Origin of the sequence: Ideonella sp. A 288 (assembly GCF_002198735.1) — a bacterium.
GTDB lineage: Bacteria > Pseudomonadota > Gammaproteobacteria > Burkholderiales > Burkholderiaceae_C > Pseudaquabacterium.
On the sequence record NZ_MWLO01000131.1, the window covers coordinates 28741 to 46938 of the forward strand.

At 70.9% G+C, this 18198-nt stretch carries 15 protein-coding genes and 1 pseudogene; 9 read left to right on the top strand and 7 right to left on the bottom strand.

Annotated features, from left to right (window positions below; genetic code table 11):
- Positions 1–65: 65 nt before the first annotated feature.
- Positions 66–1256 (bottom strand): M20 aminoacylase family protein, encoded by a 1191-nt coding sequence (locus tag EOINJALH_RS17960; protein WP_088282554.1) that lies wholly within the window; start codon positions 1254–1256, stop codon positions 66–68.
- A gap of 120 nt (positions 1257–1376) precedes the next feature.
- On the opposite strand from EOINJALH_RS17960, the gene EOINJALH_RS17965 reads away from it, so the two are divergent.
- The 7 genes from EOINJALH_RS17965 to EOINJALH_RS17995 all read left to right on the top strand — a co-directional run bounded on the left by EOINJALH_RS17965 (position 1377) and on the right by EOINJALH_RS17995 (position 8315).
- Positions 1377–2477, top strand: a complete 1101-nt coding sequence (locus EOINJALH_RS17965) for a 5-methyltetrahydropteroyltriglutamate--homocysteine S-methyltransferase (RefSeq protein ID WP_088282556.1) — start codon at positions 1377–1379, stop codon at positions 2475–2477.
- Positions 2474–4282, top strand: a complete 1809-nt coding sequence (locus EOINJALH_RS17970) for a GGDEF domain-containing protein (protein ID WP_234413911.1) — start codon at positions 2474–2476, stop codon at positions 4280–4282. Before EOINJALH_RS17965 ends, EOINJALH_RS17970 begins: the two co-directional genes overlap by 4 nt.
- Before the next feature lie 197 nt (positions 4283–4479).
- On the top strand, positions 4480–5436 hold the full coding sequence (locus EOINJALH_RS17975) for a glycosyltransferase family 2 protein (protein ID WP_234413912.1): 957 nt from the start codon (positions 4480–4482) through the stop codon (positions 5434–5436).
- Positions 5429–5866: a GtrA family protein gene (locus EOINJALH_RS17980; protein WP_088282562.1), complete on the top strand. Its 438-nt coding sequence runs from the start codon at positions 5429–5431 to the stop codon at positions 5864–5866. Before EOINJALH_RS17975 ends, EOINJALH_RS17980 begins: the two co-directional genes overlap by 8 nt.
- Positions 5867–5869: 3 nt before the next feature.
- Complete coding sequence (locus tag EOINJALH_RS17985; protein WP_088282564.1) at positions 5870–7003, top strand: mannosyltransferase family protein; 1134 nt, start codon at positions 5870–5872, stop codon at positions 7001–7003.
- Complete coding sequence (locus EOINJALH_RS17990; protein WP_088282566.1) at positions 7000–7584, top strand: DUF7024 domain-containing protein; 585 nt, start codon at positions 7000–7002, stop codon at positions 7582–7584. Before EOINJALH_RS17985 ends, EOINJALH_RS17990 begins: the two co-directional genes overlap by 4 nt.
- Positions 7585–7637: 53 nt before the next feature.
- Entirely contained in the window at positions 7638–8315 is a 678-nt protein-coding gene (locus EOINJALH_RS17995) for a DUF4197 domain-containing protein (protein WP_088282568.1), read from the top strand.
- Positions 8316–8345: 30 nt separating this feature from the next.
- Here the strand turns inward: EOINJALH_RS17995 and EOINJALH_RS18000 are convergent, their stop codons facing one another.
- From EOINJALH_RS18000 to EOINJALH_RS18010, 3 genes and pseudogenes are all read right to left on the bottom strand, one after another.
- A complete protein-coding gene (locus EOINJALH_RS18000) occupies positions 8346–9227 on the bottom strand; it encodes a diacylglycerol kinase family protein (protein ID WP_158219805.1) in 882 nt (293 codons plus the stop codon).
- A 67-nt stretch (positions 9228–9294) separates the two neighbouring features.
- Positions 9295–10260 (bottom strand): annotated as a pseudogene (locus EOINJALH_RS18005) (aldo/keto reductase).
- Positions 10261–10353: 93 nt separating this feature from the next.
- On the bottom strand, positions 10354–11535 hold the full coding sequence (locus EOINJALH_RS18010) for an acetyl-CoA C-acyltransferase family protein (protein WP_404872774.1): 1182 nt from the start codon (positions 11533–11535) through the stop codon (positions 10354–10356).
- Positions 11536–11728: 193 nt separating this feature from the next.
- Here EOINJALH_RS18010 and EOINJALH_RS18015 point away from each other — a divergent pair, with 193 nt between their 5' ends.
- Both EOINJALH_RS18015 and EOINJALH_RS18020 read left to right on the top strand, forming a co-directional pair.
- Positions 11729–12967 (top strand): acyl-CoA dehydrogenase family protein, encoded by a 1239-nt coding sequence (locus EOINJALH_RS18015; RefSeq protein WP_088282572.1) that lies wholly within the window; start codon positions 11729–11731, stop codon positions 12965–12967.
- Positions 12968–13133: 166 nt separating this feature from the next.
- On the top strand, positions 13134–15050 hold the full coding sequence (locus EOINJALH_RS18020) for an LTA synthase family protein (protein ID WP_088282574.1): 1917 nt from the start codon (positions 13134–13136) through the stop codon (positions 15048–15050).
- A gap of 28 nt (positions 15051–15078) precedes the next feature.
- Here the strand turns inward: EOINJALH_RS18020 and EOINJALH_RS18025 are convergent, their stop codons facing one another.
- From EOINJALH_RS18025 to EOINJALH_RS18035, 3 genes are all read right to left on the bottom strand, one after another.
- Positions 15079–15954, bottom strand: coding sequence for an alpha/beta fold hydrolase (locus tag EOINJALH_RS18025; protein ID WP_088282576.1), 876 nt, complete (start codon positions 15952–15954; stop codon positions 15079–15081).
- 205 nt (positions 15955–16159) lie between these two features.
- The gene (locus EOINJALH_RS18030) at positions 16160–16411 is read right to left on the bottom strand and encodes a HupE/UreJ family protein (RefSeq protein WP_088282578.1); all 252 of its coding nucleotides are present in this window, start codon (positions 16409–16411) and stop codon (positions 16160–16162) included.
- A gap of 15 nt (positions 16412–16426) precedes the next feature.
- Entirely contained in the window at positions 16427–18169 is a 1743-nt protein-coding gene (locus EOINJALH_RS18035; RefSeq protein ID WP_088282580.1) for a nickel-dependent hydrogenase large subunit, read from the bottom strand.
- Positions 18170–18198 lie beyond the last annotated feature (29 nt).

The window sequence follows — 18198 nt, forward strand, 5'->3', positions numbered from 1 at the left end:
GATCGCCCGGCTTATCGTCGATGCCATGCCGTCGGGCAGCCGCCTGCCCGATCAGGCGGCCCTCATCACGCGGCTTTCAGGTAGGTTTCGGCCAGCCGCACCCAGTAGCTTGCCCCGGTGGGCAGCACCCGGTCGTTGAAGTCGTAGCCGGGGTTGTGCACCATGCAACCGCCCTGCTCGCCGACGCCGTTGCCGATGAAGACGTAGCAGCCCGGCACCTTCTCGAGGAAGAACGCAAAGTCCTCGCTGCCCGTGACGGGCTCCACCTTGTCGATCAGGCCGTCGTCGCCCAGCCAGTCGCGCACCACCTGCTCACAGAAGGCGGTCTGCGCCGGGTGGTTGTACAGGCACGGGTAACGTCGGTCGTACTCGACCTCGGCGGTGGCGCCGTAGACGGCGGCCTGCGCGTGGGCGATCTCGGTGATGCGGCGCTCGAGCAGGTCGCGCACCTCGGGCTTGAAGGCGCGCACGGTCAGGCGCAGTTCGGCCTCGTTGGGGATCACGTTGGCCGCCTCGCCGGCCAGGAAGGCGCCGACGGTGACGATGCCCACCTCGAGCGGCGGCACGTTGCGCGAGACGATGGACTGCAGCGCCATCACGATGCTGGACGCGGCCACCACCGGGTCGATGGCGGTCTGCGGCATCGCGCCGTGGCCGCCCTTGCCGCGCACCTTGATGATGGCGGTGTCGGAACTGGCCATCGCAAAGCCCGGCACGGCGACGAACTTGCCCTCGGCGCGCCCCGGCATGTTGTGCATGCCGAACATGGCCTCGCAAGGGAACAGGTCGAGGAAGCCTTCGTCCAGCATGCGCTTGGCGCCGGCCTGGCCTTCTTCGGCGGGCTGGAACACCAGGTGCAGGATGCCGTCAAAGCGCCTGGTGGCGGCCAGGTGGCGCGCCGCAGCCAAGAGCATGGCCGTGTGGCCGTCGTGGCCGCAGGCGTGCATCTTGCCGAACACCTTGCTGGCCCAGGGCTTGCCACTGGTCTCGAGGATGGGCAGCGCGTCCATGTCGGCACGCAGGCCGATGCGCCGGTTGGACGTGCCGGCGCGCAGCGTGCCCACCACGCCGGTGCCGCCCAGTCCGCGGTGCACCTCGTAGCCCCAGCGCGCCAGCCTCTCGGCCACGAGGTCGGCGGTGGCGTTCTCCTCGTAGGCCAGTTCCGGGTTCGAGTGGATCTGGCGGCGGATGTCGACCATTTCGCGCTCATGGGCGCGGATCTCGTCCAGCGCAGGCAAGGGCAGGGGGGCGTTCATCGGTGGGGCCTCGGAGAAAGGGTGCGAACGATTCTGCACCGCCTCAGGGGCGGCACGGATGGTGGGGACCCTGAGCCCGGCGCGATGATGCGGGCCTGTCCACCGCCGCGCGAGCCAACGATGAGCCGTCCCCCGTTCCGTGCCGACCAGGTGGGCAGCCTGCTGCGGCCTGCCGAGCTGTCGCAGGCGCGACAGCGCTGGCGCCGTGGCGAACTGGCCGCCGAGGCCTTGCGCGCGATAGAGGACGACGCGGTGCGGGCCGCCGTGCGCCGGCAGGAGGCCCTGGGCCTGCGTGCCGTCACCGACGGCGAGTTTCGCCGCGACTGGTGGCACCTCGATTTCCTGTCGCAGCTCGACGGTGTCACGCTCACCGAGAATGCCGGCCAGAAGTTCACCGTGGCCGGGCAGGGCGAACAACCGCCCATCGCGTCGGTCACCGGCCGCGTGGCCTGCAGCCGGCCGATCATGGTCGATCACTTTGCGTTCCTGAAGTCGGTGACCACGCGCTTGCCGAAGATGACCATCCCGTCGCCGTCGATGCTGCACCTGCGCGGCGGGCGCGCGGCCATCTCGCGCAGCGCCTACCCCGATCTCGACGAGTTCTGGGACGACGTGGCCGCCGCCTACCGCCAGGCCATCGGCCACCTCGCCGCCGCGGGCTGCCGCTACCTGCAGCTCGACGACATCACCTTCGCCTACCTCTGCGACCCGAAGATCCGCCAGAACTGCATCGCCAACGGCGACGACCCCGACCGGCTGCCGCGGCGCTATGCCGAGGTCATCAACGCCGCGCTGCGCGACCGCCCCGCCGACATGGCCGTCACCATCCACACCTGCCGCGGCAACTTCAAGAGCGCCTGGGTGGCCGAGGGCGGCTACGACCCCGTGGTCGAGGCCATGTTCTCCACCGACGTCGACGGCTGGTTCATGGAATTCGACTCGGCCCGCGCCGGCGGCTTCGAGCCGCTGCGTCACCTGCCGGCCGGCAAGAAGGTGGTGCTGGGCCTGGTGACCACCAAGCAGGGTGATCTGGAAAGCGCCGACGACCTGAGGCGCCGCATCGACGAGGCCGCGCGGGTGGTGCCGCTGGCGCAGCTGTGCCTGTCGCCGCAGTGCGGCTTCTCGAGCACCCACCACGGCAATGCGCTGTCGCAGGACGACCAGTGGCGCAAGCTCGAGCGCGTGGTGCAGGTGGCGCGCGAGGTGTGGGGCGAGTCGTGACCACCGACGTCATGCCGGCACCGCCCCCACCGTCGCGCGCCGGGCCGGCGCTGCGGCTGGCCCGCCGGGCCTGGCGCTTGCAGTACCGCGATTCGGCGCAGAGCCTGGCCCTGGCCGAGCGGGCGCTGGCCATGGGCGACCGGCTGGGCGACGCGTCGGCCGTGGCCTGGGCACGGTTGGCGCAGGCCTACCATCACATGCGCTATGGCCCGATGCCGGTGGCGCTGCGCGAGTTCCGCGCCGCGCGGCGCGGCTTCGCCCGCCTGGGCGACGAACGCGGGCAGATGCTGGCCGATGTCGGCGTGGCCCGCTGCACCTGGCGGCAGGGGCGCCTGCACGAGGCGCTGGACATCGTGCTGCCGCTGCGCGACCGCGGCATGGCCCTGCTGCGCCACGAGGAACGCGGCATGCTGCTCAACAGCATCGCCGGGTGCTGTTCGGTGATGGGGCGGCCCGACGAGGCCTTCGGCTACATGTACCAGGCGCTGCGCGAAGCCGGGCCCGCCCGCGGCCACGGCTTCGACACGGTGCTGTACTGCAACCTGGCCCACGAGTTGTGCCTGCTGGGCGACCAGGACGAGGCGCTGGCCTATGTCGAAGAGGGCCTGCGCCGCTGCGCGACGATGAACACGCCGCTCTTCCACGCGGCGCTGCTGATCAACCGGGTGCAAAGCCTGACCGACGTCGGCCGCGCGGCCGACGCCCTGCCGGTGATCCATGAGCTTCTCGCGATGCGCGACGACGCCGTCGGCCTCGGTGTCCAGGACATGTCGTTCGAGAGCCTGGCCATCGCCGCACTGAGGGCGGGCGACGTGGCGTTGGGCAGCGACCTGCTGCAGCGCGCGCGTGCGGCCGTCGACGTCGACGGCCTGCCGGACACGCACATCGAACTGGCCGTGGCCGAGGCCGAGGCGGCGCGCTGCGCCGGCCGCCTCGACGACGCGCTCGGTCACCTGGCCCGGCTGGATCCATTGACCCGCGAGGGCATCAGCCTGCGCGCGCGCTGCATGGCGTGGCAACTGCGTGCCGACCTGTGCCAGTTGCAGGGCGACCCGAGCGGCGCGGTGCACGCCTTGCGCGAATGGCAGCTGGCGCACCTGGCGCGCTCGGCGATGGCCTCGCGGGCGCGGCAGCAGGCGGCCTCGCTGCAGACCGAATTGATGCGCGCGCAGCGCCGCCACGAGGAGATCGACGCCCGCCGGCAGGCCAGTGAACGCGCCCGCGAGGCGCTGTCGGCCATCAACCGGCAGCTCTCGGCCCGGGTGGCCGAGGTGCAGGCGCTGCAGTTGGAACTGCAGCAGCAGGCGCTGCGCGACCCACTCACCGGCCTGTACAACCGCCGCCACATGAACGAGGTGCTGGGCCCGATGTTCCTGCTGGCGCAGCGCGACCGGCTGCCGCTGTCGGTGGTCATCGTCGACCTCGACCACTTCAAGGCGGTGAACGACCGCCATGGCCACCTGGCCGGCGACCGGGTGCTGAGCGCCTTCGGCGCCCTGCTGGCGGTGCACCTGCGCCGCAGCGACGTGGCCTGCCGCTACGGCGGCGAGGAGTTCTGCCTGCTGATGCCACGCACCGCCGCGGCGATGGCGCGTCGCAAGCTGGCGGCGATGCTGAAGGCCTGGCGCGCGCAGACCTTCGACCTGGACGCTGGCCGGCTCACCCAACTGAGCTTCTCGGCCGGTGTGGCCGACACGGCCGCGGGCGAGTGGATCGCGCCCGAGCAACTGCTGCGCGCCGCCGACGATGCCGCGCTGCAGGCCAAGCGCAGCGGGCGCGGCCGGGTGGTGCTGGCGACGCCATAGGCGCCGGCGCCGACAGGGGCACAGCGCCCGAGTGGCCTTGCGCATGCTGTCATGCAAAGCACGCGCATCGATGGTTTGCCGCAGATCACTTGGCCCCCTGAACGGGCCCTGCCCCATGCGGCTGCGGGGCGGGGCGGCTCTGCGAGAATCCCCCATTCGACTCAACGAAATCCCAGGGGATAAACATGGATGCTTCCATGCGCAGCAGCCGCCCGCTGCTGTCCGTGGTGGTGCCTTGTTACAACGAGCAACAGGTCATCGCCGAAACCGCCACGCAACTGATCGCGCTGGCTGACCGCCTCGATGAGGTCGATGTCGAGTTGATCTTCGTGGACGACGGCAGCCGCGACACCACCTGCTCGCTGCTGCGGCAGATCGCGGCCACCGAGCCGCGCGTGAAGATCCTCAGCTTCGCCCGCAACTTCGGCCACCAGATCGCGGTGACGGCCGGCATCGACGCGGCCTCGGGCGACGCGGTGGTGCTGATCGACGCCGACCTGCAGGACCCGCCCGAGGTCATCCCGGCCATGCTCGCCAAATGGCGCGAGGGCTACGACGTGGTGTACGGCACCCGAACCGATCGCGAAGGCGAGTCGGTCTTCAAGCGGTTCACCGCCAAGGCCTTCTACCGCCTGCTGAACCGCCTGTCGGACACCGTCATCCCGCTCGACACCGGCGATTTCCGCCTGATGAGCCGCCGCGTCGTCGATGCGCTGCGTTCGATGCCCGAGCGCGACCGCTTCGTGCGCGGCATGGTCAGCTGGGTGGGGTTCCGGCAGACGGCGCTGCCGTACCGGCGCGCCGAACGCTTTGCCGGCGAGACCAAGTACCCGCTGCGCAAGATGATCCATTTTGCCGCCGACGGCCTGCTGTCGTTCTCCACCAAGCCGCTGCAGTTGTCGATCGGCCTGGGCGCGCTCTCGTCGCTGCTGGCCTTTGCCGGCATCGTCTACGTGCTGGGCGTGCGCCTGTTCACCGACCGCTGGGTGGAGGGCTGGGCGGGCCTGTTCATCGCGGTGCTGTTCCTGGGCGGCGTGCAGCTCATCACCGTGGGCATCCTCGGCGAGTACATCGGCCGCATCTACAACGAGGTCAAGCGCCGTCCGCTGTACGTGGTCGGCGAGACCGTGGGCCTCGAACCGCGCCGTGACTGAGGCCACGCCACCCGCCGCCGCGCGGCGAGGGCTGTCCGCTGAGTTCGTGCGCTATCTGCTGGCCGGCCTGGCCAACACGGCGGTCGGCTATGCGGCCTTCCTGGCGCTGCTGTGGGGGGCAGGGCTCGGCCCGCGTGCCGCCAACGCCGGCAGCTATGCCGTCGGTCTGTGCCTGGCGCTGCTGCTGAACCGCTACTTCGTCTTCGAGGGCGCCACCGTCACGCCCGGCGCCGTCGTCCGCTTCGCCGCGGGCTTCGGCGTGGCCTATGCGCTGAACCTGGCCACGCTGTGGCGATTGCTCGACCTGGGGGTGCCGCCGGCCTGGGCGCAACTGGTGGCGATGGCGGTGTACACGATCGGCTTCTACGCCATCAACCGGCTGTGGGTGTGGCGCCGGCCCGGGCGTGACGCGCCCGCGCGCGGCGCCTGATCGATGGCCGCAGCGCCGTCGTCGCCCCCCGGCCAGGACAGGCCATGGCAGGCCGCGGCCTGGGTGCTGGCCGTCGGCCTGCTGAGCCGGGCCTGGGTGCTGGGCATGGCCTGGCTGGCCAACGACCGGCTCGGCCTGGGCCGCAGCACCGAGCGGCTGATGTGCTCCTGGGATTGCGGCTGGTACTGGAACCTGATCGAAGGCGGCTACCACCTCCAGCCCGCGGCCGACGGGGCGGGTGAATCTGCCAACTGGGCGTTCTTCCCGCTGTTCCCGATGCTGGTGCGGCTGGTGATGCAGGCCACGGGCTGGCACATGCTGGTCGCGTCCCAGCTGGTCGTGAACCTGGCCTTCCTGGCCGCGCTGGTGCTGCTGCACGCGCATGTGCGCCGCCTGGTGGACGACGCGACGGCGCGTTTCGTGGTCGTGGCACTGGCGTTCTCGCCATTCAGCCTGTACTTCAGCGCGCCCTACACCGAATCGCTGTACCTGCTGCTGATGGTGGCGGTGATGCATGCGGCGCGCGGCGGCCAGTGGCTGCTGGCCGGCCTGTGTGCCGCGGCGCTGTCGGCCACGCGCAACCTGGGCGTCTTCATCGCGCTGCCGATGCTGGTGCTGGGCCTGTCGCAGTTCGGCTGGCGCCGCGTGGCCACGCTGGCGGATGGCACCGAGCGCTTCGTGTTGGCGCTGGCGCTGGTGCCGCTGGGGCTGGCCGCGTACATGCTGTTCCTGCACCACCTGATCGGCGACGCGCTGGCCTTCAAGCATGTGCAGGTGTCCTGGGGCGGTGGCATCGGCAATCCGCTGGCCACGCTGTATGGCGCCCTGCGGCACGGCAGCAGCTACGAGCGCTACTGCGCCGTCGCGGCCTGCCTGTCGCTGGCGGCAGCGGTGCTGCTGTACCGTCGCGGCCTGCGGGCCGAGGCGCTGATCCTGCTGATCGGCACGCTGATCCCGGCCGCGGTGCGCATCCACTCGGCGCCGCGCTACGCGTTGACGCTGTACCCTGTGTTCCTGGCGCTGGGTCTGGCGCTGCGCCACTCGCCGCGCGCCCGGCACCTGGTGGTGTGGGCCATGCTGCCGCCGAGCGTGGTCCTGGTGGCGTCCTGGGTGGCGCAGAAAACCTACATGGTATGAGGCCGCTGCGACTGCTCACGCTGGCGGGTGTGGCCGCGCTGGCCGCCTTCTATGCCCATGTCGGCCTGCTGGCCGCCCGGCCGCAGGTCAGCCCGATGTACCGGGCGTTCTACATCGACCAGTCCTTGCGCCACTGGAACCGCGGCATCGGCCCGATTTACCGGCTGGGCGACACGATCGACTTCGGGCGGGCCCAGCCCTTCCTGTCGCGCCGGGGCTGGAGCCCGCACGAGGACTGGGGCACCTGGTCCGACGGCCCTGTGGCCGAGATCCACCTGCAACTGGCCGCCACCGACCGGCCGCGGCACCTGACCCTCGAGGTGCTGCCGATGCTGGTGCCGCAGAAGGGCCTTGGCGCGCAGACCGTCACCGTGCATGCCAACGGCCAGCCGCTCGGCACACGGCGCGTGACGTCGGCGCAGACGCTGTCGTTCGACATCCCCGAGGCGGCGTGGGCCGGCACCGACGGGCTGCTGCGCCTGCGGCTGGACCTGCCCGATGCCGCCTCGCCGCGCCAACTGGGCCTGTCGCGCGACCCGCGGCAGCTGGGCATCGGTTTGCGCCGCCTTCGCGTGTCGTGACGCCCTGGCCGCGGAACGCGCGATGATCGGGCCTGTGGATCAGGAGTACCCCCATGCAACGACGTGAACTGTCCCGGGCCATCGCATTGGCCACCTTCTCCAGCCTGCTGCCGCTGTATGCGCGGGCGCTGAGCCAGGGCGATGCCGCCAGCGGCATCCGCGAGGCACTGGGCCGCGGTGCCGAGGCCGCGGTGTCGCTGCTCGGCAAGCCCGACGGCTTCCTCGGCAACCCGCTGGTGCGCATCCCCCTGCCGGGCTACCTGAAGGACGCCACCAAGCTGCTCAAGCTGGCAGGCCAGGGCAAGCGGGTGGACGAACTCGTCACCGCGATGAACCGAGCCGCCGAGGCGGCGGTGCCCGAGGCCAAGACGCTGCTGGTCGAGGCGGTCAAGGGCATCAGCCTGCAGGACGCCACCCGCATCGTGCGCGGCGGCGAGACCTCGGTGACCGATTTCTTCTCGCGCCAGACCCGAGAGCCATTGGGCAAGAAGTTCCTGCCCATCGTCACCACGGCCACCGAGCGCGTCTCGCTGGCCGACAAGTACAACTCGGTGGCCGCCAAGGTGTCGGGCCTGGGCCTGGTGAAGAAGGAGGACGCCACCATCCAGCAGTACGTGACGCGCAAGGCGCTGGACGGCCTCTACCTCATGATCGGCCAGGAAGAGAAGAAGATCCGCCAGGACCCGGTGGGCACCGGCAGCGCGCTGCTGAAGGCGGTGTTCGGCAAGTGACCCGGTGAGCCACGTCGCCGGCAGGCGGCCTCAGGCCGGCCGGCGCACGGCCATCAGCGCGGCGGGCCGCACCCGCACCGTCAGTTCGGTGGCGTCGGGCAGGGGTTCGCCATCGGCGGCCAGCGGCAGGGGCGGGTCGGCGCGCAGCCGCAGCGTGGTGAAGGGCAGGGCCCGCACGCGTGGATGCCGCAGGTGCAGCCCGGCCAGCAGCAGCGGCATCATCGCCAAGGCACCCACCGTACCGAAGCGCCCGGCCACCAGCAGGTCGAGCCGGCCGTCGTCGATGCGCGCGGCCGGCGCCGCGGGCATGCCGCTGCCATAGCTGCGGGTGTTCAGCGTCGACGCGAACAGCGTGTCGCCCAGCGGCCGCGGCTGACCGTCGACCCAGGCCTCGACGCCGAAGCGGCGCAGCGCGGCCAGTTCAGCGAAGGTGGCGGCCAGGTAGCGCGGCAGGCCGCGCAGCCAGCCCGGTGCCTGCAGCGCGCGCTGCGCCACCGCCGCATCGAACCCGGCGGCCAGGCTGCTGACGAAGGGCGTGCAAGCCGCGCCGCAGACCACCTCGCCAATGTCGATGGCCCGGGCCTCGGCCCGCAGCGCCAGGTCGAGCGCGTCCTCGGCGGCCAGCCGGTGCACGCCGAAGGCGCGGGCGGTGTCGTTGCCGGTGCCGCAGGGTAGCAGGCCCAGCTGGTGGCCGCGCACCAGCAGCGCCGGCAGCATGCGGTGCACCGTGCCGTCGCCGCCGGCCAGCACCACGCGGCTGCCGCGCGGGCGGCTGCGCAGCCAGGCCAGTGCCTCGTCGGCACTGTGGAAGCACTGCAGCGTGGCCCCGGGCGCGTGGCGCGACAGGTGCGCCTGCACCCGTGGCAGCAGGCGTGCCGCCCGCCCGCCGGCCGCTTGCGGGTTCAGCAGCACGCAGGGCGCGAGGTCGCCCGGCGGCGGTGTGCCGGCTGGCAGCCGCGCCCATGGCGCGGCGGGTGAGTCAGGCGGGCCCATCCACCGCGCTGGCCTGGTCCAGCCGGGCCATCGCCACGTCGTCCAGCACCAGGCGTGCCGCGCCGATCAGCTCGTGCCACTGGTCGACCGAGGTGGCGCTGGCAATCGGCGCCACGATGCCGGGCTGGCGCATCTGCCAGGCCAGCGCCACCTGGGCCGGCGTGGCCCGGCAGGCGGACGCCACCTCGTCCAGTGCGGCCAGGATGCGCCAGCCGCGGTCGTTGAAGCAACTGGCCTTCACGCCGGCGCCGCGCGGACTCTGCGCCAGATCCGCCTCGCTGCGGTACTTGCCGGTGAGGAAGCCGCGCGCCAGACCTTAGAAGTTGATCACGCCCACCTGGTGGCGCACGCACACCGCCTGCAGTTCGGCCTCGTAGGCCGCGCGGTCGACCAGGTTGTACAGCGGCTGCAGGGTTTCGTAGCGGGGCAGGCCGAGGCGGGCGCTGGTGGCCAGCGCCTGTTCGAGCCGCGGCGCCGTGAAGTTGCTGGCGCCGATGGCCCGCACCTTGCCCTCGGCGATCAGTTCCGCAAAGGCGCCCAGTGTTTCTTCGAGCGGCGTGTCGGTGTCGTCGTCGTGCGACTGGTACAGGTCGATGCGGTCGGTCTGCAGCCGGCGCAGCGAGGCCTCGACCGCCTGCCGGATGTAGCGGCGCGACAGGCCCACCTGGCCATCGCCCATCGGCTTGCCCACCTTGGTGGCCAACACCACACGGTCGCGCTTGCCGCTGGCCGCCAGCCACTGGCCGATCAGCGTCTCGCTCTCGCCGCCCTGGTGGCCGGGCACCCAGCGCGAGTACACGTCGGCGGTGTCCAGCAGGTTGAAGCCGGTGTCGACGAAGGCGTCGAGCAGCGCGAACGAGGTGGCGGCATCGGCCGTCCAGCCGAACACATTGCCGCCGAAGGCCAGCGGCGCCACCTGCAGGCCCGAGCGGCCGAGGGGTCGAAGTTGCATGGGGCTCGCTCCAGAAATGAAAACGCCCGGCACGAAGCCGGGCGCCTTGGGGAGCGATGCTAGTGCAGCGCGGCGTGCCTCAGCACGCAGGGATCAGCAACGCTCGAAGATCGCCGCGATGCCCTGGCCGCCGCCGATGCACATCGTCACCAGCGCGTAGCGACCGCCGGTGCGGTGCAGCTCGTAGATCGCCTTGGTGGTGATGATGGCGCCGGTGGCACCGATCGGGTGGCCCAGCGAGATGCCCGAGCCGTTGACGTTGACCTTGGCCGGGTCGAGGCCCAGCTCCTTGGACACGGCGCAGGCCTGCGCGGCGAAGGCCTCGTTGGCCTCGATCACGTCCAGGTCCTTGACCGACAGGCCGGTGCGCTCGAGCGCCTTGCGGGTGGCCGAGACCGGGCCGATGCCCATGATGGTGGGCTCGACGCCGGTGTTGGCGTAGCCGACCAGGCGCGCCAGGGGCTTGAGGCCCTGGGCCTTGACCGCGTCGCCGCTGGCCAGGATCACCGCGCCGGCGCCGTCGTTCACGCCCGAGGCGTTGCCGGCCGTCACCGCGCCGTCCTTCTTGAAGGCTGCGCGCATCTTGGACAGCGATTCCACCGTGGTGTCGGGCTTCACGTGCTCGTCGGTGTCGAAGGCGACCTCGCCCTTGCGGGTCTTGATCATCACGGGGACGATCTGGTCCTTGAAGCGGCCGGCGGCGATGGCGGCGGCGGCGCGGCGGTGGCTTTCGGCCGCGGTCTCGTCCATCTGCTGGCGGCTGATGCCGAACTGCTCACCGACGTTCTCGGCGGTGATGCCCATGTGGATCTTGTGGAAGGGGTCGTGCAGCGCGCCGACCATCAGGTCGAGCATCTGCGTGTCGCCCATGCGCGCACCGAAGCGCGCCGACGGCACCAGGTAGGCGCCGCGCGACATCGATTCGGCACCGCCGCCGACGGCCACTTCGACCTCGCCCAGCATGATCGCCTGCGACGACAGCAGGATGGCCTGCAGGCCCGAACCGCACAGGCGGTTGACGTTGTAGGCCGAGGCTTCCTTGGGGATGCCGGCGTTGACTGCGGCGACGCGGCTCAGGTACACGTCGCGCGGCTCGGTGACGATCACCGTGCCCATCGTCACATGGCCGATGCTGCCGGCGTCGGCGCCCGAGCGCTCCAGAGCGGTCTTGATGGCCAGCGTGGCCAGGTCGATCGGGGGGGTGTCCTTCAGCATGCCGTTGAAGGTGCCGATTGCGGTGCGCGCTGCGCCGACGACGAAGACGTCTTTAGCCATGATGTGCTCCTCTTGGATTAGGCTTTCAGGAACCCGGAGCATAGGCCGGACGGATGTCGCGAGGCTGACATCGCGTCACGTTGGCGACCGCCCCGCAGCGGGCCGGGTGGTTGAATCGCCCGCTGGCCCGGCACGGCAGGCGCCCGACACGGCGGCCTGCGCACCGGCCGCCCCTTCCCCAGGAGACGCCCCGATGATCGCCGAACCCTCTGCCCGCACCCGCGAACTGCTCGACCGCATGGCGCAGTTCTTCGACCGCCACATCTACCCCAACGAAGGCCGCTACCACGAGGAGCGCCATGCCCAGCAGAAGGCGGGCAAGGACTGGGAGCCCTCGGCGCTGGTCGAGGAGCTCAAGCCCAAGGCGCGCGAGGCCGGCCTGTGGAACATGTTCCTGCCGCACAGCGCGCACGCGCCCACCGGCCTGTCGAACCTGGACTACGCCCCGCTGTGCGAGGTGATGGGCCGGGTCAGCTGGTCGGGCGAGGTGTTCAACTGCTCGGCGCCCGATACCGGCAACATGGAGACCATCGAGCGCTACGGCACCGAGGCGCAGAAGGCGCAGTGGCTGGTGCCGCTGCTGGACGGCAAAATCCGCTCGGCCTTCCTGATGACCGAGCCGGCGGTGGCCTCCTCCGACGCCACCAACATCCAGTGCAGCATGCGGCGCGACGGCGACCACTACGTCATCAACGGCCGCAAGTGGTTCTCGTCGGGCGCCGGCATCAGCACCTGCGCCATCTTCATCGTGATGGGCAAGACCGACCCCGACGCCCCGCGGCACGCCCAGCAGTCGATGATCCTGGTGCCGCGCGACGCCCCGGGCGTCACCGTGGTGCGCCACCTCACCGTCTTCGGCTACGAGCATTCGCCGCATGGCCACATGGAGGTGCTGCTCGAGAACGTGCGCGTGCCGGTCGCCAACATGCTGCTCGGCGAAGGGCGCGGTTTCGAGATCGCCCAGGGCCGCCTCGGGCCGGGCCGCATCCACCACTGCATGCGCTCGATCGGCGCCGCCGAGCGAGCGCTCGAGATGATGTGCGACCGCCTGCAGACCCGGGTGGCCTTCGGCCGCGAACTGGCCGCGCAGAGCATCTGGGCCGAGCGCATCGCCGAATCGCGCTGCATGATCGACCAGGCCCGCCTGCTGACCCTGAATGCTGCCCACAAGATGGACGTGGCCGGCAACAAGGCCGCCCGCGCCGAGATCGCGATGATCAAGGTGGTGGCCCCCAACATGAGCTGCAAGGTGGTCGACTGGGCCATCCAGGCCCACGGCGCGGCCGGCATCAGCCAGGATTTCTGGCTGGCCGAGGCCTACGCCCACGAGCGCACGGTGCGCATCGTCGACGGGCCGGACGAGGTGCACCGCAACGCCATCGCCAAGATCGAACTGGCCAAGCGCAGCGCGGTGCGGGCGAAGGCGGCCTGACGCGGCGGCCCCGGGCCCACCTGCCGCCTGCGGGTGGCGGGGGCCTGCCTCGGGCGTGAACCCAGCATGAAGGGCGCCCGGCCCGGCGGCATCGGCTGAACATGGATTCAGCCGCCTCGCCCACAATCCGGTGGATCTCCCTTCCGGTTGCTTCCAGCCCACGCGAATGATCCACCGCCGATTGCCGGGTCGCCTGCGCCTCCTGGGCGTGTTGTTGCTGGCCTTCCTGGCGATCAACGCCGTCGTCCGCCTCGGGCTGGCCGTCTACAACGGTGAGTCGGCGCCGCTGATGCCGGTGCGGCTGGTGCCGGCGCTGGCCATCGGCGCCTGGTTCGACCTGGGCGCGGCCACCTTCTTCCTGGCGCCGCTGGGCGTGCTGGTGCTGGCCTGGCGCAACGGGTCTGGCCGCTGGCTGCGCCGGGTGCTGCTCGGCCTGCTGCTGCCGCTGAGCGTGCTGGTGGTGTTCGTCGCGTTCTCGGAGTTCACCTTCTGGAACGAATTCGCGTCGCGTTTCAACTTCATCGCCGTCGACTACCTCATTTACACCAACGAGGTCGTCGGCAACATCCGCGAGAGCTACAACCTGCCGCTGCTGCTGGGCGGCGTGGCCGCGCTGTCCCTGGCCATCTGGGCCGGACTGGCGCGCGCGCTGCGCCCGCACTGGTCCGGGCAGGCCGGCTGGCCAGCCCGGCTGGGCTCGATGGCGGTGCTGGTGGCGCTGCCCTTCGTGGCGGTGGCCTCGCTCGACGCGAGACAGAAGGAGTTCTCGTCCGACGCCCAGGCCAACGAGCTGGCCGGCAACGGCTACTACGATTTCTGGCACGCCTTCTGGACCAACGAGATCGACTACGGCCGCTTCTACAAGACCGTACCGCGCGAGCAGGCGCTGCGCCGGCTGGGCCTGGAGATCCCGGGCGGCGCGGCCTCGGGCGAGGGGGCACAGCGGCCCTTCGACCGGCAGGTCGTCCACCCCGGGCCCGTCAAGCGGCTGAACGTGGTGATGGTCTCGGTGGAGAGCTTCAGTGCCGAGTTCATGTCGGCCTTCGGCAACCGCAAGGGCCTGACGCCCCGGCTCGACCGGCTGGCCGACGAGGGCCTGCTGTTCACCCGCCTGTACGCCACCGGCACGCGCACCGTGCGCGGCCTCGAGGCGCTGACGCTGTCGGTGCCGCCCACACCTGGCCACTCGATCGTCAAGCGGCCGAACAACGACGAGCTGTTCACCGTCGGCGAGGTGTTCAAGGCCCAGGGCTACGAGGCGCTCTACCTGTACGGCGGCTACGGCTACTTCGACAACATGAACGCCTTCTACTCGGGCAACGGCTACACGGTGATCGACCGCACCCGGCTGGACAAGGCCGACATCCATTTCGAGAACATCTGGGGTGTCGCCGACGAGGACCTGTTCACCCTGTCGCTGCGCGAACTGGACCGCCGCCACGCCGCCGGCAAGCCGTTCTATGCCCACGTCATGACCACGTCGAACCACCGGCCCTTCACCTACCCCGAAGGCCGCATCGACATCCCCAGCAAGACCGGCCGCGACGGTGGCGTGAAGTACACCGACTACGCCATCGGCGATTTCATCGACCGCGCCCGCGCCAAGCCCTGGTTCCGCGACACGATGTTCGTCATCGTGGCCGACCACACCCACAAGGGCCGCGGCCAGCAGGAGCTGCCGATCGCCAACTACCACATCCCGATGATCATCTACTCACCGGCGCACGTGAAGCCGGGGCGGGTGGAGACCATCGCCTCGCAGATCGATGTGTCGCCCACCGTGCTGGGCCTGCTGGGCATGAGCTACCGCAGCCGCTTCTTCGGCCAGGACATCCTGCGCGAGGGCCTGACCCACCAGCGCGCCGTGATGGCCAACTACCAGACGGTGGGCTACTACGAGCGCGGCCGCACGGTCGAGCTCAAGCCGAACGGCCGGGTGCGGGTGGTGGACGCCCTCACCGGCGCGCCGATGCCCGACGACGCGCTGTCGCGCGAACTCACCCAGGAGGCCATCGCCTACTACCAGGTGGCCAGCGAAGCCTACAAGCGCGGCGACCTGAAGCTGGCCCTGCCGTTTCGCTGACCGGCCGCGCAGGCGACCTGCGGCGGCCTCAAGGTGCCAGCGCCCCGAGCATCGCCGCGTTGACGGCATCGGCCGCCTCGTAGGCCGCCCAGTGCCCGGCGCCGGGGATGACCTGCCAGGTGGCGCCGGCGTGGCGGGCCTGCAGCAGCGGCCCCAGTTCGTGGGGCACGGCGGTGGCGTCGTGCTCGCCCCACAGCGCGTGCACCGGGCCGCCGAAGGCCGCCAGCGCCGGCCACAGCCCGTCGTCCACCGACAGCGCCCGGCTGCGAAAGCGGGTGCGCTCGCAGGCCAGGGTGTGGATGGCCAGGGCCAGGTCGTCGGCCCGCGCCGGGTCGTGGAACATGAAGGCCTCGAGGTTGCGCCGCAGCGCGGCCCGGCGCTGCCCGGGGTCGGGCAGGCGCCAGTCGACGAAGTCCACGTGCCGGGGCCGGCGCTGGCCATGGCCGCCCGGTCCGAGCAACAGCAGGCGGCGCACGGGCAGGTCGGGCGCCCAGGCTGCGGCGGCGGTGGCGGCGATCAGGCCGCCAAAGGAGAAGCCGGCCAGGTCCACCTGCGGCCGTGGGCCCAGGCAGTCGACGATGCCCTGGCCCAGTGCCTGCACCAGCCGGTCGAGGCGGTCAGGGGCGTGCGGCGGGCCGGGCAGGTCGTCCGAATCGCCGAAGCCCGGCAGGTCGGGCACCAGCACCCGGTGCCGCTGGGCCAGGGCCTCGACATTGCGCGCCCAGTGCAGCCAGCTGCCATGGCCGCCGTGCAGCAGCACCAGGGCCGGCCCCTGGCCGAACAGGCGCCAGGCGATGCGCTGGCCTTCGGCGCCCGTGTCCACGCGGTGCGCCAGGCCGTCGAGGCGGGCGATGGACTGGTCGGCCGGGCTGGGAGCAGGCGGGGTGGGGGCAGGCAGGCTCATGCAGGGTGCGGTCCAGCTGTGGATCTCGATCGGTCGCGACCCCGCTCAGAGTACCAGTGCGCGCGCCAGCGCCGTGCAGCGGCTGCGCGCCCTCATCGAGGCACTTCACGGCACTGTTTCGCCAGGTCACGGCCTGGTCCCGGTCTCGAGCCGAGTGGAGGGCGGTCAAATCTCCCGTCGCCCGCCGCGAGATGATGCGGATGAGCTACCGCGCAGCGAGCAGCATTGCTCCGGCCACGGCGATCACGCCACCGGCCACGCGGGCGAAGCGGACCGACCTCGCGGCCAGCCAGGCGCCGACGGCGACCATGGCCAGCAGGTGATCGGCGCCGTACAACGGATGCGCGAGGCCGGCTGCGAAATCCATCGTCGAACCCGCGCCCACGTGGGCCACGGCGAGCGACGGCAGCAGGGGCAGGGCCAGCAGGGCAACTGCCCTGACCGTGGTGCGCTGCATCGGGGTCTCGTCGAGTCAACGAACGCTGATGCGGGTGAGCTCTTCGCCCTGGGGGTCGACCACATGCACTGCGCAGGCGATGCAGGGGTCGAAGCTGTGCACGGTGCGCTGGATCTCCAGCGGCTGCTTCGGGTCGTGCAGGTGGTGGCGGTCCATCAGCGCCGCCTCGTAGGCGCCGGGCTGGCCGACGGCATCGCGCGGGCCGGCATTCCAGGTGCTGGGCACCACGGCCTGGTAGTTGTCGATCAGGCCGTCCTTGATGACGACGTAGTGGCACAGTGCGCCACGCGGTGCTTCCATGAAGCCCACGCCCTTGGCCTCTTTCGGCCAGCTCGACGGCTCCCACAGCGTGGTGTTCTGCACCGACAGGTCGCCGCCCTTGATGTTGGCCACCAGGGTGTCGAGCCAGTTCATCATCTGGTCGGCCAGCACCTTGGATTCGATCGTTCGTGCCGCCGTGCGGCCCATGGTCGAGAAGATGGCGGTGAGCGGCAGGTCCAGCGTGCGCAGCACATGGTCGGCCAGCGCCTTGGTCGGCTCGTGCTTGTTGGCATACAGCATCGCCAGCCGCGCCAGCGGCCCCACCTCCATCGGCTTGCCCCGCCAGCGCGGCGACTTCAGCCACGAGTAGCTGCTGTCGACGTCGAGCTGCTCGTACGGCGGCTTGGGCCCGGTGTAGTTCAGCCGCGTCTCACCCTGGTGCGGGTGCAGGCCGGTCTTCTTGCCGCCAGCGTAGTCGTACCACGAGTGCGCCACGAATTCCTGCACCTGTGCCGGGTCGCGCAGATCCACCGGCTCGATGTGCGACAGGTCGCGGCCGAGGATCACGCCCGAGGGGATGAAGTTGGTCGACGCATCGCCCATGCCCTTGGACGGGAAATCACCCACGGTGAGGAAGTTGCCCAGGCCCTCGCCGCGGGCAAACCAGTCCTTGTAGTAGCTGGCGATGGCCAGCGTGTCGGGCAGGTAGACCTGATCGACGAAGGCCTGCATGGACCTGATGATCTGCCGCACTTCGTCGAGCGTGACGATGTTGACCGTGGTCGCCGCCGCGCCGCTGCTGCCGGGGCCGGCACTGATCGGGCTGGGCGAGCCACCCACCAGGAAGTTGGGGTGCGGGTTCTTGCCGCCGAAGATGGCATGCAGCTTGACGACTTCGCGCTGCCAGGCCAGCGCCTCCAGGTAATGCGCCACCGCCATCAGGTTGGCCTCGGGCGGCAGCTTGTACTCGGGGTGGCCCCAGAAGCCGCCGGCGAAGATGCCGAGCTGCCCGCTCTCCACGAACTGCTTGACGCGCTTCTGCGTGTCGGCGAAGTAGCCCGGGCTGGATTTCGGGTAACTCGAGATCGACTGCGCCAGCGCCGAGGTGGCCTTGGGATCGGCCTTCAGCGCCGAGACCACGTCCACCCAGTCGAGCGCGTGCAGGTGGTAGAAGTGCATCACGTGGTCGTGCACGTGCTGCGCGGCGATCATCAGGTTGCGGATCAGTTGCGCATTGGCGGGAATCGACCACTTCAGCGCGTCCTCCACCGAGCGCACCGAGGCGATGCCGTGCACCAGCGTGCACACGCCACAGATGCGCTGCGCGAAGGCCCAGGCCTCGCGCGGGTCGCGCCCCTTCAGGATGAGCTCGATGCCGCGCACCATGGTGCCCGAACTCCAGGCGCCGGTGATGTTGCCGTCGGCGGAGGTTTCGGCCTCGATGCGCAGGTGGCCTTCGATGCGGGTGATGGGGTCGACGACGATACGGCGGGACATGGGTTGTTCTCCTGTTAGGACGAGAGGGC

What these genes read in the sequence shown, in the direction of transcription:
- EOINJALH_RS17960 (WP_088282554.1), bottom strand. Translation starts at nt 1,256, where the DNA reads ATGAACGCCCCCCTGCCCTTGCCTGCGCTGGACGAGATCCGCGCCCAT.
- EOINJALH_RS17965 (WP_088282556.1), top strand. Translation starts at nt 1,377, where the DNA reads ATGAGCCGTCCCCCGTTCCGTGCCGACCAGGTGGGCAGCCTGCTGCGG.
- EOINJALH_RS17975 (WP_234413912.1), top strand. Translation starts at nt 4,480, where the DNA reads ATGCGCAGCAGCCGCCCGCTGCTGTCCGTGGTGGTGCCTTGTTACAAC.
- EOINJALH_RS17985 (WP_088282564.1), top strand. Translation starts at nt 5,870, where the DNA reads ATGGCCGCAGCGCCGTCGTCGCCCCCCGGCCAGGACAGGCCATGGCAG.
- EOINJALH_RS17990 (WP_088282566.1), top strand. Translation starts at nt 7,000, where the DNA reads ATGAGGCCGCTGCGACTGCTCACGCTGGCGGGTGTGGCCGCGCTGGCC.
- EOINJALH_RS17995 (WP_088282568.1), top strand. Translation starts at nt 7,638, where the DNA reads ATGCAACGACGTGAACTGTCCCGGGCCATCGCATTGGCCACCTTCTCC.
- EOINJALH_RS18010 (WP_404872774.1), bottom strand. Translation starts at nt 11,535, where the DNA reads ATGGCTAAAGACGTCTTCGTCGTCGGCGCAGCGCGCACCGCAATCGGC.
- EOINJALH_RS18015 (WP_088282572.1), top strand. Translation starts at nt 11,729, where the DNA reads ATGATCGCCGAACCCTCTGCCCGCACCCGCGAACTGCTCGACCGCATG.
- EOINJALH_RS18020 (WP_088282574.1), top strand. Translation starts at nt 13,134, where the DNA reads ATGATCCACCGCCGATTGCCGGGTCGCCTGCGCCTCCTGGGCGTGTTG.
- EOINJALH_RS18025 (WP_088282576.1), bottom strand. Translation starts at nt 15,954, where the DNA reads ATGAGCCTGCCTGCCCCCACCCCGCCTGCTCCCAGCCCGGCCGACCAG.
- EOINJALH_RS18030 (WP_088282578.1), bottom strand. Translation starts at nt 16,411, where the DNA reads ATGCAGCGCACCACGGTCAGGGCAGTTGCCCTGCTGGCCCTGCCCCTG.
- EOINJALH_RS18035 (WP_088282580.1), bottom strand. Translation starts at nt 18,169, where the DNA reads ATGTCCCGCCGTATCGTCGTCGACCCCATCACCCGCATCGAAGGCCAC.